Annotated in this window: 13 protein-coding genes, 3 tRNA genes and 1 pseudogene; 4 read left to right on the plus strand and 13 right to left on the minus strand. The window is 47.5% G+C overall.

Annotated features, from left to right (window positions below):
- Nucleotides 1-77 precede the first annotated feature (77 nt).
- The 3 genes from MCB1EB_RS06290 to istB all read left to right on the plus strand — a co-directional run bounded on the left by MCB1EB_RS06290 (nt 78) and on the right by istB (nt 2289).
- The gene (locus MCB1EB_RS06290) at nt 78-1304 is read left to right on the plus strand and encodes an IS256 family transposase (RefSeq protein WP_126353856.1); all 1227 of its coding nucleotides are present in this window, start codon (nt 78-80) and stop codon (nt 1302-1304) included.
- A 69-nt stretch (nt 1305-1373) separates the two neighbouring features.
- Nucleotides 1374-1562, plus strand: coding sequence for a hypothetical protein (locus MCB1EB_RS06295; protein WP_126353918.1), 189 nt, complete (start codon nt 1374-1376; stop codon nt 1560-1562).
- Complete coding sequence (gene istB / locus MCB1EB_RS06300) at nt 1552-2289, plus strand: IS21-like element helper ATPase IstB (protein WP_126353919.1); 738 nt, start codon at nt 1552-1554, stop codon at nt 2287-2289. Before MCB1EB_RS06295 ends, istB begins: the two co-directional genes overlap by 11 nt.
- A gap of 151 nt (nt 2290-2440) precedes the next feature.
- Here istB and MCB1EB_RS06305 read toward each other — a convergent pair.
- The 12 genes and pseudogenes from MCB1EB_RS06305 to MCB1EB_RS06360 form a co-directional block, all read right to left on the minus strand.
- Nucleotides 2441-2517 (minus strand) — tRNA-Asp (locus tag MCB1EB_RS06305).
- A 68-nt stretch (nt 2518-2585) separates the two neighbouring features.
- Nucleotides 2586-2661, minus strand: a tRNA-Glu gene (locus MCB1EB_RS06310).
- Nucleotides 2662-2738: 77 nt separating this feature from the next.
- A tRNA-Ala gene (locus MCB1EB_RS06315) sits at nt 2739-2814 on the minus strand.
- 63 nt (nt 2815-2877) lie between these two features.
- Nucleotides 2878-2988 (minus strand): RhuM family protein, encoded by a 111-nt coding sequence (rhuM, locus tag MCB1EB_RS12605; protein WP_284271778.1) that lies wholly within the window; start codon nt 2986-2988, stop codon nt 2878-2880.
- 151 nt (nt 2989-3139) lie between these two features.
- Nucleotides 3140-4555: a glutamate--tRNA ligase gene (gene gltX / locus MCB1EB_RS06325; protein ID WP_045362055.1), complete on the minus strand. Its 1416-nt coding sequence runs from the start codon at nt 4553-4555 to the stop codon at nt 3140-3142.
- A 340-nt stretch (nt 4556-4895) separates the two neighbouring features.
- Nucleotides 4896-5375, minus strand: a pseudogene (locus MCB1EB_RS12405) (transposase); the annotation flags it as partial.
- 133 nt (nt 5376-5508) lie between these two features.
- Nucleotides 5509-6114, minus strand: coding sequence for a hypothetical protein (locus MCB1EB_RS06335; protein WP_045362052.1), 606 nt, complete (start codon nt 6112-6114; stop codon nt 5509-5511).
- A gap of 85 nt (nt 6115-6199) precedes the next feature.
- Entirely contained in the window at nt 6200-6814 is a 615-nt protein-coding gene (locus MCB1EB_RS06340; protein WP_045362049.1) for a C40 family peptidase, read from the minus strand.
- A gap of 141 nt (nt 6815-6955) precedes the next feature.
- Nucleotides 6956-8554 carry an ABC transporter ATP-binding protein gene (locus MCB1EB_RS06345; RefSeq protein ID WP_045362046.1) on the minus strand — a complete coding sequence of 533 codons (1599 nt, stop codon included), beginning with the start codon at nt 8552-8554 and terminating at the stop codon, nt 6956-6958.
- 20 nt (nt 8555-8574) lie between these two features.
- On the minus strand, nt 8575-9678 hold the full coding sequence (locus tag MCB1EB_RS06350) for an ABC transporter permease (RefSeq protein WP_174232249.1): 1104 nt from the start codon (nt 9676-9678) through the stop codon (nt 8575-8577).
- Complete coding sequence (locus tag MCB1EB_RS06355) at nt 9675-10733, minus strand: microcin C ABC transporter permease YejB (RefSeq protein ID WP_045362041.1); 1059 nt, start codon at nt 10731-10733, stop codon at nt 9675-9677. Before MCB1EB_RS06355 ends, MCB1EB_RS06350 begins: the two co-directional genes overlap by 4 nt.
- 3 nt (nt 10734-10736) lie before the next feature.
- Entirely contained in the window at nt 10737-12767 is a 2031-nt protein-coding gene (locus MCB1EB_RS06360; RefSeq protein ID WP_081953444.1) for an extracellular solute-binding protein, read from the minus strand.
- 117 nt (nt 12768-12884) lie between these two features.
- On the opposite strand from MCB1EB_RS06360, the gene fabI reads away from it, so the two are divergent.
- On the plus strand, nt 12885-13676 hold the full coding sequence (gene fabI / locus MCB1EB_RS06365; RefSeq protein ID WP_026921859.1) for an enoyl-ACP reductase FabI: 792 nt from the start codon (nt 12885-12887) through the stop codon (nt 13674-13676).
- Nucleotides 13677-13819: 143 nt separating this feature from the next.
- On the opposite strand, the gene MCB1EB_RS06370 is transcribed toward fabI, so the two are convergent.
- The gene (locus tag MCB1EB_RS06370) at nt 13820-16672 is read right to left on the minus strand and encodes a WD40 repeat domain-containing protein (RefSeq protein WP_081953443.1); all 2853 of its coding nucleotides are present in this window, start codon (nt 16670-16672) and stop codon (nt 13820-13822) included.
- Between the last annotated feature and the right edge of the window lie 181 nt (nt 16673-16853).

Here is a 16853-nt window from a genome sequence, read left to right on the forward strand (position 1 = left end):
CGGCCTGGAGGAGCGTGTCAGAAACTTTGTGTGAAGAGGAATTCATCTGATAATAGAAGTAATAAAAAAGGAATCCTATGACAAAGTTAGACGAAGGACTATTAGATAAAATCTTAGAAGGAGTAGATCCGTCGAATCCGCAATCGCTATTTACAGAGGCCGGGTTATTTGGTCAGCTAAAAAAAGCATTAGCAGAGAGAATGCTGCAAGCGGAATTAGACCATCATCTTGCTCAAGAGCGGAATGCGGGAGAAATAAAAAATAACTATAAGAATGGGAGTAGCAAGAAGACAGTATTAGCGTCTCAGGACAAGATAGAGTTGAATATACCTCGAGATCGGGAGGGGAATTTTGATCCACAATTGATAGCGAAGCACCAAAGACGCTTACCTGGGTTCGATGATAAGGTGATTTCCCTGTACGCAAGGGGTTTACCGGTAAGAGAGATCCAAGGGCATCTGACGGAACTTTATGGTCTAGAAGTCTCGCCAGACCTAATCTCAAAGGTGACCTCAAGCGTAATGGATGAGGTGACTGAATGGCAGAATCGTCCGTTGGAGTCCGTGTATCCGTTGGTATTTTTTGATGCGCTGCGAGTGAAGATACGGGATGAAGGCAGCGTAAAGAATAAAGCGGTTTACCTGGCGCTAGGTGTAAGATCCGATGGCCTGAAAGAAATTTTAGGCATTTGGGTAGAGCAGACTGAAGGGGCAAAATTCTGGCTTAGGGTGATGACAGAGCTCAAAAATCGGGGCGTGACGGATATCTTGATTGCTGTAATAGATGGGCTCAAAGGGTTTCCAGAAGCGATCACAGCCGCTTTCCCGCAAACGCAAATTCAGACCTGTATTGTCCATTTAATACGGAATAGCTTGGAGTTTGTGAGCTGGAAAGACCGCAAAGCGGTGGCGGCAGAATTGAAAACGATTTATCGAGCCACGACCGAAGAGGAAGCGGCTCAAGCGCTTGAAGCCTTTGCCAATGGCCCATGGGGCCTCAAATATCCGCCCATTGCTTCAATTTGGCAACGTCATTGGCAAGAAGTTATTCCATTTTTTGCCTACCCCCTGGAGGTTCGTAAAATCATCTATACAACGAATGCCATTGAAAGTCTGCATATGCGCGTGCGTAAGGTGATTAAAAATCGGGGCCATTTCCCTAACGACCAAGCCGCTATTAAATTAATTTATTTAGCCTTGCGCAATATCTCTAAGGAGTGGAAAATGCCTCCGATTATATGGCGAGCAGCTAAAATTCAATTTGCCATCTTATTTGGCGACCGATTTACTGTTTCTTTAGCATGAGACTGTAATTTCTTGGTGAGGCTTCCTCGCACACAAAAATAATGACAGGCTCGCCTGGAGGCTTTAACCGTGGCGTGTGAATGTGCTTTAGAAGCCGGTACAGTGACGGCCCCCATCATTATGAACGAAATGCGCAGACTGACCGACCCGGGTCCGCCCACTTCGCTTGAATGGCCCGATGGTATTGTTTTAACGCTAGAACCCCTAGCAGATTGCCAGCGCTATGACCACCTGCTCGGAGAAACCCATGCCCACTGACATTCACGCCACTCTCACCGCATTGCAACTACATGGCATGGCCACGGCCTGGAGCGAGTTACAAGCCGAAAAGCCAAAACTCATTCATCGCCCTGAAATTTGGATAGAACGCCTGATCGCCGCTGAGCAAACAGATCGAGCATTACGCCGTTTACGCTATCAGCTTAAAGCTGCACGCTTTCCTATCCATCGAGATTTACTCAGCTTTAATTGGCAAGAAACGCCTCTGTCACAAGCCGTCATCGAGCAACTCGCCACGGCCGACTTCACCGATGCCGCACATAACTTGATCCTAGTCGGCGGGTGTGGAACGGGCAAAACTCATCTTGCCACGGCGCTGGGCGTGGCCACCATTCATGCCGGAAAACGGGTCCGTTTCTTCAACGGCGTCGAATTGGTCAACGCTCTCGAACACGAAAAGCAATTCGGTAAAACAGGTAACCTAGCCAAACGCCTTACACAGATTGATGCTCTCATCATTGACGAGCTTGGCTATTTGCCTTTCCCCGCTTCCAGTGGCGCACTGCTATTCCAGCTCATCGGACAGCTTTATAAGAAAACTTCTTTAATCATCACGACCAATCTCTCATTTAGCGAATGGGTACAGGTCTTCGGTGACGCAAAAATGACCACCGCTCTCTTAGATCGTATTACTCACCATTGCCATATCCTGGAAACTGGCAATCAATCTTACCGTTTCAAACATCGAAATATCCCTTCAAATTGAGTCCCTTAACTGGAAACTTTTCGGCGCTGTTTACTGGCAAATTTTGGATGCTGTTTGACATGAGGGAATAAATTCCCAGAAAACCCTTATTCCACAAGGCTTTTCGGCTAATTTGAAGGGGGGGGGATTAATGACTACTATTTTAAGTAGTTGGCGGAGCGGACGGGACTCGAACCCGCGACCCCCGGCGTGACAGGCCGGTATTCTAACCAACTGAACTACCGCTCCAGGTAGTAAAGAATGAAATATATTTCCATCCTCTACTTGACTCAAGCCAGCTAAACTGACTTGAAATTTGGCGTCCCCTAGGGGATTCGAACCCCTGTACTCACCGTGAAAGGGTGATGTCCTAGGCCTCTAGACGAAGGGGACAAATTCAGTACTTACGAAAGCATCGAATTATAACGGCAACACTCTAAATTGTGAAGCTTTCTTTGCTTTTATTTTATTGGTGGAGGTAAGCGGGATCGAACCGCTGACCTCTTGCATGCCATGCAAGCGCTCTCCCAGCTGAGCTATACCCCCACAAAGAAAACGCGATTTTAAAGAGCAAATCGTGGTTTGTAAATAGGTATCTTGCTAATCACGCTATAAATGTTCACGCAAGATACGCATAGCCGATTGACGGAACAACACGGCGCGCTTGGAGCTGACCCGATGGCCAACTGAGTTAATTGCATCAAGATTGTAATGTTTCACCTGACGAATGACTTACCGATTGCCCTCCTGGCGAACTATCGAGAAATCCTCGGTAGTTGCTATTTCGTTCAATTCTTCATTGGATAGATATTTTTGAGATGCACGCTAATATTGCCTATTGACGTTTCAAACACATTCGGTGCCAGTACCATTACGAATGAGTGAAGCTAGCCAGTCTTGCCAAAACTGTGGCGCGACCAAACAACTCAAGCACGGCATCAATCGATGGCGTATGCGTGGTTCCCGCTACCAGCAAGCGCAATGGCATCGCCAATTGTGGCATCTTCAGTCCATGCGCTTGCAGCACTGCTTTAAGCACCGCATTAATTTGAGGACGTGCCCATTCAACCGTGCTTAAATTCTGTGTAAGCTCAGCCAATGCAATGCGTACCGGCTCGGTTAAATACTGCGTCATTTCATCTGGCTGAGGCTCTGGCGTTCGATAAAAGATCAGCGCTGCCTCAGCTAATTCTTTCAGCGTTGCGGCTCGATCTTTCAGTAACGCAACCACGTCAATTAACGCCGGCCCTTGCGTCCAATCTACTTCAAGCGCTAACAGAAACGGCTGCACGAGCTCGGCCAAACGAGCATCATCCGCATGCTTGATATAGTGCTGATTCAGCCACTTCAGTTTATCTGGGTCATATTGAGCAGGTGATTTGCCCAAATGCTCAAGATCAAACCAAGCCACCAACTGCTCACGCGAAAAAATCTCGTCATCGCCATGGGACCACCCTAAGCGAGCCAAGTAATTGAGCATGGCTTCTGGCAAATAGCCGTCACTTTGATATTGCATCACACTCATTGCGCCATTGCGCTTTGACATTTTTTCGCCGTTCTGATCTAGCACCGTCGGTAAATGTGCATAAATAGGCGGCGTATAGCCAAGCGCCCGTAAGATATTCATTTGGCGTGGTGTGTTATTCACATGATCATCGCCGCGAATTACATGCGTAATGCGCATATCAATATCGTCAACCACGACACAAAAATTATACGTCGGCGTGCCATCTGGCCGCGCAATAATCAGGTCGTCTAGCTCTTGATTCGCAATCTCAACCCGTCCTTTAACAGCGTCTTCCCAAATCACTGAGCCCGTAGTTGGATTTTTAAAACGCACAACAGGTTTAACGCCAGCAGGCGGTGGTGGTAGTTGTTTGCCCTCCTCCGGCCGCCAACGGCCATCATAGCGCGGCTTCTCACCTCGGATACGTTGCTCGTCGCGCAGCGTATCTAGTTCTTCGGGTGACATATAACAGGGATAGGCTAAACCGTCCGCTAGCATTTGAGCTATAACCTCACGGTAACGATCCATGCGCTGCATTTGATAAAAAGGCCCTTCATCCAGATCGAGCCCAAGCCATGCCATGCCTTCAAGGATGACATCGACCGCCGCTTGGGTTGAACGCTCCACATCCGTATCTTCGATGCGGAGAATGAACGTGCCCCCTGCTCGGCGCGCAAAGGCCCATGGGTAGAGGGCTGAGCGAATATTACCTAAGTGAATGAAACCGGTTGGGCTAGGTGCGAAACGGGTGCGTACAGTAGAGTTTTTAGTTTGATCCATACGCAGAATTATATCTCAGGAATAAACCACGCCAGCGTGCTCCTTAACGCAATCTACGCCAAACTTAGCTGCCATCATTTATCATATAACTGGCTGCCTCGGCCAATCTGGGCGTCGCACCAATAAAATACCAGCCCGAGGTAAAACAATACGAAATCTGGAAAATTATCCTAGATCCTTAGTCGAGTTACCCAAGGAAACTGCCCCCCTTAGGTGCTCACAGATCCGGACGTGAGCGTCTCCGCTCATCTGGCTCTTCCCATTGAAGCCTATTTCCATAATAACGGCCAGTGTGCAAACATTCATGTGTGCTTACGTGCCATCCGCGCGAGCCAATGACTGGCTCGGCGACGATGCTCACACAGATGTTTGTATTTTCGAGTGCACATTTTACGCTGGCGGCTTGGATTAACCCACACCGTTTAGCCGACTCAATCATCTCAGCTAATAACTCTTCTACTCCCGCTTCACTTAGTCGCTTGCGCCAACGCGTCAAACTGGAGGGATCGATCGGTGCCTTCGTTTGTAGGTACGTCTCTTCCGTGAAGTATTGTTGGTAGGGATTTTCCACCCAACCCCACACAACTTCTTCATCTGATAAACCGTACATGTATTGCAGATACAGTAAACCCGCTATCAAGCGAGCCGAGATTGCTGGTCAACCTCTTTCTGAGGTGAAGCTCTCACTCATTAAGGTACTAAGTCGATCCCAGTTGATCACACTCGATAACCGCGCCAACGGATGATCCATGTTGATCTGTTCGTCCAGGGGCTGGCGGAATAAATCCCCCGTACTCGCCATCTTTATCTTTGGTCCCATCCATTCCTCGTCTCTATTTGCAGGCTTTATTATCCTTATTTCTCTCTTTCTTGCAATTAGGGTCAGCCTTCTTTTGCCTTTTCCCTTGATAGCACCAGGCTTACAGAATTATTCAGGGACGACTGATTAAATTCTAATAATTATATATACCCCAAGAATCACTTATAACCCTTAACATATCTTTTGTTCTAATGAGCAATTTATCCACCATTTGCAGGGTATCAAGCTTTTCGCGAGGCTTAATTCTCTCTTCAATCTCTTTGTTATTTTGGTGCATTTGGTTTATTTTATTGATTTTATTTTGCAACTCCAATAGTTCTTCTTTTTTTATTTCTTGTTCCCGAAATTCATATATTTTTTTACTAAATTGCGTAACTTTATATGAATGGTCCAGTATCGCAAGGTATGTCTCATACCTTTTTATTTCGTGATTTGTTTTTCTTAGAAGCCGTTCTATTTTTGCTTCAATTTTATGTAAGATGGCTGCCTTACTTTCTTTATCAGCGTTCTGCTTCAACGCATTTATTAAATCCATAAATAGCGATGCACTCTGACTTCTCTCTTCAGCAGATTCTTTTAAATATAGTTCTGTTGTCTCTAGGTAACTAGCTGAATCATTTATCCATTCTGTATATTCTATGGAACTATAAGTATTATTGTTTTCATCCCCACCACCACACCCTATAAGAGATAAAAACAATAAAATTAAAAATATATAAAAAAATCGTATCTTAATCAAAATTTATTTTTTGAAAAGTAAACAATGCTTAAATAATATGCATCATCAAAAATACATAGAAAATATAATTTTTAAATCTATTTAACTATCCAGCCAACAACGCTTCAACCCGCCGCGCTCCCGTATAGCGTTTTTCCCAATAACGGTTATCCAATCGATCAACCCGAATATTATTGCCAGTTGAAGGAGAATGAACGAATTTATTGTCACCAATATAAATACCGACATGCGAGAAGGTGCGGCGCATGGTGTTAAAAAATACGAGATCGCCTGGCCGGAGATCAGTCATTTTGATTTTTGTGCCCACCCGACTCATCTCTACAGCGCGGCGCGGTAATGTCAGGCCCAGCGTATCTTGAAATACATACCGCACAAAACCGCTGCAATCCAAGCCTGAATCTGGCGTGTTGCCGCCCCAACGATAGCGTACGCCAATCATATGCAAAGCGCTGACAACGACGTCGCTAGCCTGGGTTGCCATGTCCGACAAAAAGGTATGCCGTTCTTGAATCGGAGCGCCTGATAATTTGCCAGGATGGCCCTTTGCTTCACTTTCTGTCAGTACAGAAGAATCAAAATTTAAGTTGTTAAAATAGGAATTTTTCTCGGCAAAAGCTGCGTTTGCATTTAAGATAAGAGCGCCTGTGAAGAGGCTGAGCATAGCCTGCGTGCGCGATAAATTTAGAATTCTTTTAAGCATAGGTAATAAAAATTCAAGATAGAAAGCTAATATTATGAAAGTGCCCGCTATTATAAAGTTTATTCACTCATCCGAAAAGCAAAAAAGCAACTTAAATTTCCCATTAAACTCATACTAGGCGAGCATAATGCAAATAACAAGTTATTCAAGCGCTTTTAGTAGTTGTTGCGTATAAGGTTGCCGTGGAGCGGCAAGTAGTTCTTCAGTCAGTCCTTTTTCAATTATTTCGCCTGCACTCAGCACTAGGATCCGGTGCGAGATAGCGCGGACCACGTCTAGGTCATGGCTAATGAAAAGATAGGCAAGCTGATGTTTTTGCTGGAGCTGCGCTAATAAACTCAATACTTGGTGCTGAACGGAGACATCCAGCGCACTGGTTGGTTCATCAAGTATCAGAATACGAGGCTCCAGCACGAGCGCGCGAGCAATCGCAACGCGCTGCCGTTGCCCTCCAGAAAATTCGTGAGGATAACGGTGTAAAACGGCGGCTTCAAGTCCTACCTCAGACAATACTGCGATGATTTTTGCGCGTTGCGCGTGAGCGCTTAATTCAGGTCGGTGCAAGGCCAACCCTTCGCCAACGATGCGTTCAATGGTTAAACGTGGTGAAAGCGAGCCATATGGATCTTGAAAAACCACTTGCATCTGCGCGCGCAATCGTGTGCGCGCAGTCGACGTCATGTTTGAGAGTGGCTGCCCATTAAATTTAACCAGGCCCGTCTGCACTCGTTGCAAGCCCAGCAAGGCCATAGCCAGCGTCGATTTACCCGAGCCTGATTCACCTATAACGCCAACCGTTTCCCCTTGTCTCAGCGTTAAGTCGAGATTTTTAACGGCCGTTAAAGAACCCGCAGAAAACCAACCCGCCCATCCACTTAGAGGTGTGCGAAATGCAACCGAGAGTCGGTTAGCCTCCAGCAAGATCGGAGCATTTGCCGCTACGGGCGCTAATTGACAACGCACGCGGCTCGTTAATAGCTGCTGTGTATAAGGATGCTGCGGCGCATTAAAAATTTGGGTGCACGCGCCACTTTCGACCAACCTCCCCTCTTTCATGACCGCAACGCGTTGTGCAAAGTGGCGCACGAGATTTAAGTCATGGGTAATCAGCAATACTGCCATGCCGCGCTGCTTTGCCTCGTCTTGCTGCAAAGAAATTAAGAGTTCGATAATTTGTGCGCGCAGCGTCATATCCAACGCTGTCGTAGGCTCATCCGCTAACAATAAGCGCGGGCGGCAAGCTAACGCCATGGCAATCATCGCGCGTTGGCGCTGGCCGCCCGATAGTTGATGGGGATAGCTATCCACTTGTCGCGGCGCATCGCTAATCCCCGTACGCTCTAGCAGCTCAATCGCGCGCATACGGGCTTGCTTAGCATTTACTCCGTCATGCCAAATAATGGTTTCGCCAATTTGCGCCCCAATCGTATAAAGTGGATTTAACGCACTCATCGGCTCTTGAAAAACCATGGCAATTTCAGCGCCGCGCACAGCGCGCATCTGGCGCTCGCTTTTCTGCAAAAGATCTACGCCAGCAAAATGAATTGCCCCGCTGAGCGTGGCTTCGCGCACTAAACGCAGCGTTGCCAGCGCAGTCACGCTCTTGCCTGAGCCCGATTCACCCACCAATGCCAGCCGTTCGCCTTCGGCAATGGCCAAACTTAGGTTGTCTACCGCCAGCGTCTTGCCAAAACGCACGCTTAAATGCTCAATTGATAAGAGAGGAGAGTTTGCATCCATTATTGGGCGTTCATGAATATTTATAGTAACGTGCCACCCGCCGCTTGCACCCTATCTGCTAGCCGCATATCGAGCGCATCGCGCAGCGCACTGCCAATAAATGACAGCAGCAACAGCGTTATCACCAACACCCCAAAGGTGGTGAGCGAGATCCACCAGGCATCCAAATTGGCTTTGCCTTGCGCCAATAACTCGCCCAGGCTCGGCGTGGTCGCAGGCACGCCCAGCCCAAGGAAATCAAGGCTGGTCAGCGCCAAAATAGCGCCGCTCATTCTAAAGGGCAAAAAGGTGATCAGCGGGGTCAGGCTATTAGGCAAGATATGACGCCAAATAATTTTCCAATGCGATAAACCCATGGCGCGCGCCGCTTTCACATAATCTTGCGTGCGATTGCGCAAAAATTCAGCACGCATATAATCGGCTAAGCCCAGCCAGCCAAAAAGCGATAGTAACGCAACCAGTAACAGCAAGCTGGGCTCAAAAATCGAAGCAAAAATGATGAGTAAATACAGTTCCGGCAAAGCACCCCAGATTTCAATCAAGCGTTGACATAGCAAATCGAAACGCCCGCCAAAATACCCTTGTAAAGCTCCGGCCAAGACACCCAACACGGTCCCTAGCGTAGTCAGCGCCAAAGCAAATAAAAGCGAGGTGCGAAAACCATAAATCAGGCGCGCCAATACATCGCGCCCTCGATCATCGGTGCCTAACCAGTTTTCATGAGAGGGCGGCGCTGGATTGGGCGCACCGGAAAAATAGTTTAATGTGTTGTAGTCATAATGGTTGAGGGGATAAAGCGCAAAATTGCCGGCTGCGGTTAAGCGCTGATGAATATAAGGATCGAGATAATCGACTGGGGTTGGAAAATCACCGCCAAAGGTGGTTTCTGCATAAGTCGACCATATTGGGAAATACCATTTCCCCTCGTACTGAATCAGTAACGGCCGATCATCTGAATAAAGCGGCGCTAATAGGCTAAGCGCAAAGAGACTGACTAATAAGATTAGGCTCCAATAGCCAAGCCGATTTTGCTTAAAACGCAGCCCAATCCGCTGCCACGGCGTTTTAGACACAGATAAAGCCGCGCCGGCATCAAGCGCAGTCGATGCTGCTGCCATCTTCAAGGCTCTCCTTGTCCAAATCGAATGCGTGGGTCAACCCACACGTAGCAAAGGTCGGATAATAATTTAGCCACTAAACCAATCAAAGTGAATAAATAAAGTGAGCCCAAGACCACTGGATAGTCGCGCCGCAGCACGGATTCATAAGACAATAAGCCAAGTCCATCCAGTGAAAAAAGCGTTTCAATCAGCAAGCTACCACTAAAGAAAGCGCCAATAAATGCGGCTGGAAAGCCAACAATCAACGGCAGCAGCGCATTCCGAAACACATGCTTAATTAGCACTTGCCGCTCGGGTAGGCCTTTAGCGCGCGCAGTGAGGACGTATTGCTTACGCACCTCTTCCAAAAAAGCATTTTTGGTCAACATTGTAATTACGGCAAAGCTACCTAACACTGAGGCAGCCAGGGGCAGCGCCAGGTGCCATAAATAATCCAAAATTTTGCCGAACAGACTCAATTCGGGCCAATTGTCCGAACTCAAACCGCGTAACGGGAAAAGTTGCCAAAATGACCCGCCACCAAATAGCACCAATAAAAGCACGCCAAGCATAAACCCCGGAATCGCATAGGCGGACAACACGACTAGGCTACTGATTAAATCAAAGCGAGAACCATGATGCATGGCTTTTGCAATGCCAAGCGGCACCGAAACCAAATAACTGAGGAGAAAGGTCCATAAGCCGATACTGATGGATACGGGCAGTTTTGAGACAATTAATGACCATACGCTGCGATGATGAAAATAGCTTTCGCCCAACTCAAAGCGCGCAAAATTCAGCAGCATTAAACCATAGCGCTCCAGCGGCGGCTTATCAAAACCATAAAGCGCTTTAAGCTGCTCGATCTGCTGCGCATCAATGCCATTTTGCGCACGGTAGGCAAAGGCAGCGCTCGCCTCTTGCCGCGCTTGCCCACTCGCTGCCGCCTTGCGCAGCTCTTGTACCGTCTGCTCCACCGGCCCCCCCGGCACACATTGAATCACCAGGAAAGTCAGCGTTAAGACGCCAATCAGCGTAGGAATCATCAGCAAAACGCGTTTGCATAAATAACCCCACATAACTTAATGCTCAACCGCTAAAGACGAAAAACTAGGAAGCGCTTGTCCGGCAACCTTGCTCGACTTTGTCTGCCGTGGCTGGTCTACGCGCCAAACAGCGGGGTTTTGCTCCCACCATTGACTCACAATCCAATCTTCGGCTGAATAATACAACGGCAACACCGCCGGATGCGCCAGCGTCTCGCGGTAAGCAATGCGATGCTTTGATGTATACCAATGTGGCACCACATAATAGCCATGCAGCAATACGCGATCCAGCGCATGAGTGGCGGTTTTTAATTCATCGCGCGTGCGGGCTGCAAGCAGTGCGTTTAATAAGCTATCCACCGCCGCGATTTGAATGCCACTGACATTACTCGAACCGATGGTCTTGGCCGCCTGACTGCCAAAGTGCTCCAGCGTTTCGACGCCAGGGCTTTGCCCCGCCGGCAAGACTAGCGTGGTGAGATCAAAGTCAAAATTTTCCAGGCGTTTTTGATAAAGCGCAAAATCGAGCGTACGAAACTTGACTTCAATTCCTAATTTTTCAAGATTGCGCGCATAGGCGGATGAAATTTGAGCGATATTGCCACCGCTATCGTCCAAAATTTCAAAGCGCAATGGCTCGCCTTGCGCATTACGCAACGCGCCATCCCGATAGATCCATCCTGCTTGCGCGAGCAACTCACGCGCGCGCCGTAAATTGCTGCGCAATGAATCCGGCGCAGTGGTCACGGGCGGCTGTGGCAATGGCCCCCAGACCGAAGCATCAAGCTGAGCTTTTAAAGGATTTAACAACTTGAGCTCAGCGTCATCGGGTAATTTAGGCGCCGCCAATTCACTGTTTGCAAAATAGCTATTGATGCGCTCATATTGTTGGTAAAAAAGCTGACGGTTCGCCCATTCAAAATCAAATGCCAGCCCTAGCGCTTCGCGCACCCGCTTATCCGCAAAAAATGGGCGGCGGGTATTGATGAAAAAGCCCTGCATCGACGCGCCATTATGCTGTTTAAATTCACCTTTGATCAATTCACCGCGCTTAAAGCGTTTACCTACATAACTCCGTACCCAATGGCGAGCGCGGTATTCAACCAGCGCATCAAACTCGCCCGCTTTAAAGGCTTCTAAGCGGGCGGTATCATCGCCATACAGCTTATATACAATCCGCTCAAAGTTATACATCCCACGCCGCACAGGTAAATCTGCGCCCCAATAAGCCGGATTACGACGATATGTGATTGAGCGGCCGTTGTCATAATGCTCAATTAAATAGGGGCCGCTACTCACCGGCATCTCAAACGTAAGTTGGTCAAATGGCATCGTTTGCTGAGCACCTTTACGCAGCAGCCCTTCCGACTGGAGGGCCTGGCTCGGAACCGCATTTTTGTCCTTGCGCTCTACCCACTTAGGAGAAAATACCGGCAACCCTCCCGCGAGCAAGGGCAGCTCAGGCGCGCTCCGCTTAAAATCAAATCGTAGCGTCAGCCGATCAAGAATGGTTACCCCAGCAATATCTGCGTAAATCACCCGATACACAGGCGCAGCCGCCTGGCTCACCAGCATCTCATATGAATATTTAACCTCATGCGCAGTGACCGGATCACCATTTGAAAAACGCGCTTGTGGATGAATATGAAATACCACTGATTTGCCATCGGGCGCAACCTGAATCTCGTCAGCCAATAAGCCATACGCGCTCGCAACCTCATCCGCACTAGCGGTAAGCAAGGTTTCAAACAATAGTCCAATGCCAGGCGCTTCATTGCCGCGCAATGTAAACGGATTAAATTTATCAAAGCTAGTCCGTCGATTAGGATTCGCCAAGGTTAATGTACCCCGCTTAGGAGCGTCAGGATTAACATAAGCGAAATGCGCAAAACCAGGCGCATACTTAGGTTGCCCATATTGCGCAACTGCATGGGCGGCATCAGCGTCACGGATTGGCAGCACCCCGCTTAAACAAAAGAGCAGGAACAGCCAACACGCGCTCCAGCCATAAGCCAAACGAGCGCAACAGTCACTGCCATCCGCCCCAACGAAAAAGCGCTGTTTCATATTTCGGTTTTTTAAAATAGGCAATTCTAGTTGCAATGTGCGAGAATTGTACCCAAAATCTCGCTCCAATCATGAGAGAAGTGAGTGAGAGACTTTTCTTAATATTATGGAGTATGTATGGGCTTTCTCGCTGGTAAACGCATTTTACTCACCGGACTTTTATCCAACCGCTCAATTGCTTACGGCATTGCGCAAGCTTGCCATCGTGAAGGCGCTGAACTCGCCTTTACTTATGTTGGCGAACGCTTCAAACAACGCGTCACTGATTTTGCTAAAGAGTTCGGCAGTGAATTAGTTTTACCCTGCGATGTCGCTGAAGATGCGCAAATTGAGGAAACCTTCACCACGCTAAAAACGCATTGGGACCACTTGGATGGCTTAGTCCACTCAATCGGCTTTGCACCACGCGAAGCCATTGCCGGCGATTTTCTGGAAGGTTTAACGCGTGAAAATTTCAAAATAGCGCATGATATTTCAGCTTATAGTTTTGCCGCACTCGCCAAAGCTGCGCTGCCGCTTTTATCAGACGATGCGTCGCTGCTCACTCTGACTTACCTGGGCGCTGAAAAGGTCGTGCCAAACTATAATACGATGGGCCTAGCCAAAGCCTCGCTAGAAGCTAGCGTACGTTATTTAGCCGCCGCTCTCGGTCCGAAGGGGATCCGGGTTAACGGCATTTCCGCGGGCCCGATTAAGACCTTAGCGGCTAGCGGCATTAAAGGTTTTGGCAAAATTTTAGAATTTGTTGAAGCTCATGCGCCTTTGCGTCGCAACGTCGGGATTGAGCAGGTAGGAAATGCTGCCGCTTTCTTATTATCTGATTTAGCCGCGGGGGTGAGTGCGGAAATCATGCATGTAGACAGTGGCTTTAATGCGGTGGTCGCTGGGATGGATGCAGCGGAAGAATAAGTAATCCGCATCTGAAAGGAGAGAAAGGCGCGCTGTTTTGCAACGCGTCATTTCTCTATAAACTGTGAAGGGTTTATGCCATCCGATATGCTAGAGTTTAGAAATTAGTATTCACCTGATACACATATCAATTTGTGGGGGGATTACCAAAGGTCTCCTTCTGATACAGGGTACTCCCCTTCTGACACAGGATAGGCCCCTTCTAATACAGGATACTCTCCTTCTGATACAGAATGCTCTTCATCTGATATAGAAGCAGAGGGGTCTTGAGCACCATATCCGATTAGTAATTTTTGGGCTGTGGAGCTTAAATTTCGAGCTCCCTCAATATATGCACGAGTGGCAGTTAACCTGGTTTGATGTGAAGTCCAGTGCAAAGAAACCTGGCAGCCCTGGTTATCGGTTTTTATAACTCGCCAAAAACGAATAGCCTGGTCTGGCCCACCGGTTATTAGAAAAACATTATCCTGAAAAGCGCTATCCTGGTCATTTTTCCACCAGCGTGCTGTCAAAGTTGCCGGTCCCACAAAGCCATCAATTTTTGCCAGGCGTTTACCCGAAGCGGCTGACCACACACATACTGATTTATTCCAATCACTTGTAGCCAACCATTCACCATCCGGCGAAAAGGCCACATTTTTTATTCCATCAGCTTGCCGCATCGAGAAATCATAAATTTCTGCGGGCGGATTATCGCTTAATGACCAATGCCTAACCCAGTTATCGTCACAACCTATAGCGAGCTGTTGACTATCCGGTGAAAAGGCCAAATTCCAAAACGAAACGGGGTCACGTTCTTGACTAAATCCACCTACTTGAAAGGTGTGCGGAGCAGATAGACTCTTTTTGTTGAACGGCAGCGGCCACAGTTTCAAGACAAAATCACCCGCACCCGCGGCGAGCCACTTTCCATCCTCCGAAAATGCTACGCTATAGACTGTTCCGTAATGATGCGGCATTTTTGTCAGCTCGCGAACAAACTCAGGCGGATAGGTTTGCAGCGACCATAGCCTAACAGTTTTGTCTGCACTAGCAGAGACAAGCCACCGCCCATCTGGAGAAAATGCCAGATCCTCTACAGCTTTGGCATGCCCTCTCAAGGGATAATAAGAGAACTCACCCTCCAAGGCGCTTAAATTCCATAAGTTAATCGCATGACCATCAACCGCGCCAAGCCAGCGGCTATCTCTGGAAAATGCTAAATTTGAAAATGTTCCACTTTTCTCCAACTGATTAAGCACTTTCATTTTCAACGTCTTCTCGAAAGTAGGCACCCCCATTTCCAACGACCACAAATTTATGGTTCTGTCGTGGTGGCTAGAAGCCAAACGACGCCCATCACGCGAAAATACTATATTCTGTATCGAACCAGTATTCGCATGCCCAGCCGGAACGCGCCAACATAGGCGTGCATCAATTTCTACCGCCCATGGTTCGCTGCCTTTACCAGCATAACTAATGTACTGATTAAAACCGTTAGAAAACGCTGTTACCCATTGGCTGCGTAAGGTAGGCATAACACTGTAGCTTGTAAAAGAATCAACATGCCATGTTTGCCAAGGCACAAAAGAAGTATTTTTTACCAGCCATAACTTAACAATATGTCTGTCACTTGAGAGTAACCAATCGCCATTTGGCGAAAATGACAAAGCCTTTATTGAGTCAGTATGTCCTTTTAATTGATGCTGAAGTATAGGCTGGTCAATTTTGAGTGCCCATACTTCAATCTCAGGATGGTCTTTTTTATTCAAAGCTAACCATTGGCCATCTGGAGAAAATGACACACTATTTAAGCTACCTTTTTCGCTAACCGCATATTGAAGCTTAAACAGTTCGTCTTCAAACAACCACAACTTAATCTCACTCTGATTGCTAGCGATAAGCCTATTCCCATCAGATGAGAAGGCGAGATAAAATACACCAAGGTAACTAGGCCATCCCTGCAGAGTCTGACAAAGGATTGGCGCATCTGTTTTTAGAGACCATAGCTCAATAGCCGAGTCGGTATGACTTAACGTCAGCCACCGACTATCTGGCGAGAAGGCAATTGGCAAGTAGTTGCCGCGTAAGTAGCCGCTGCGTTTGAATGTACGATGAAGCTGAGGTGAAGGGGTTGCATTAACCGACCATAAATTAATAGCATCATCCTTACCCGAAACAAACCACTTTTCATCTTGCGAGCGCGCTATAAAGTTATCGGTTTGTTCTGTTAATGCCTGCTGAAGCGATGTAGATTTAACCTGCTGCAACGCCCTATCTTTGGCTGAAGCGAGGAGCGTTTCTCCAAAACACGCTTGATCCAAATTTGCACCCGCAAAATTGGCTTCTCGCAACCACGCGCCGCGCAAGTTTACCCGGCTTAAATCCGCTCCCTGGAATAGCGTAGAGTCAAATACTCCGTAACTTAAATCTGCTCCTGGCACTCGAATCCCTTGAAAGTTCTTTCCGCTCAATGACACGCCAGCTTTCACTAATAGAGTCATCGCATTGGCTGCCTGAGTTTGCACTTCCTCGGTTTTTGAGCGTTCAATCCACATTAAAAGCCGCCACCGCAAATCAGTCGTTTGTTGCACCTTCTCAGCAAGGAAATTAAGTACCTCTTGATCTTGTATCGAATGAAGCAGATTAAATAGAACCGGTATCTCTACTATCCGATGGAATTCTGTGGATTTTTGCTCCCATAGCGCCCGAAATTGGTCAAAGACGAATTTTTTCACTTCGGGTATTTGGGCTAAGAAAATGGCGTGACGCTTTGATGAAACTCTTTCTAATAAACAGGACAGCAGACTCAACCTCCATGCAGGAGAAGAGAGCACTTTCTTATTTTCAGTTAAATCTAGCAGCGCCTCACCGTAGCTAAGCCGCGTATCTGGATCCATCAAATCTTCAATCTTCTCCATTATGTCTTTGGGCAAAGGCAATAAAGAAGTAGGCTCTTTCTGTTGCCTGACAGGAGCGATGTAAGAACTCCCTGAACTCGAAATCTGTGAAAACATGTCTTTTATATATGAGCACTTTCTATCGTAAACTCACACCCCGTTTAAAAAGCATAATCCGATCACTAACACTCATTCATTTTTTTGTCGCTGCGACTTGGCTGTTGCTCGGTCCTTCTTACAACGCTCAAAATTTTATATTTTTTATGGCGGCACTGGCTCTTCATCCGTGAATTGAAGA

Origin of the sequence: Mycoavidus cysteinexigens, from assembly GCF_003966915.1 — a bacterium.
Taxonomy (GTDB): Bacteria; Pseudomonadota; Gammaproteobacteria; order Burkholderiales; family Burkholderiaceae; genus Mycoavidus; species Mycoavidus cysteinexigens.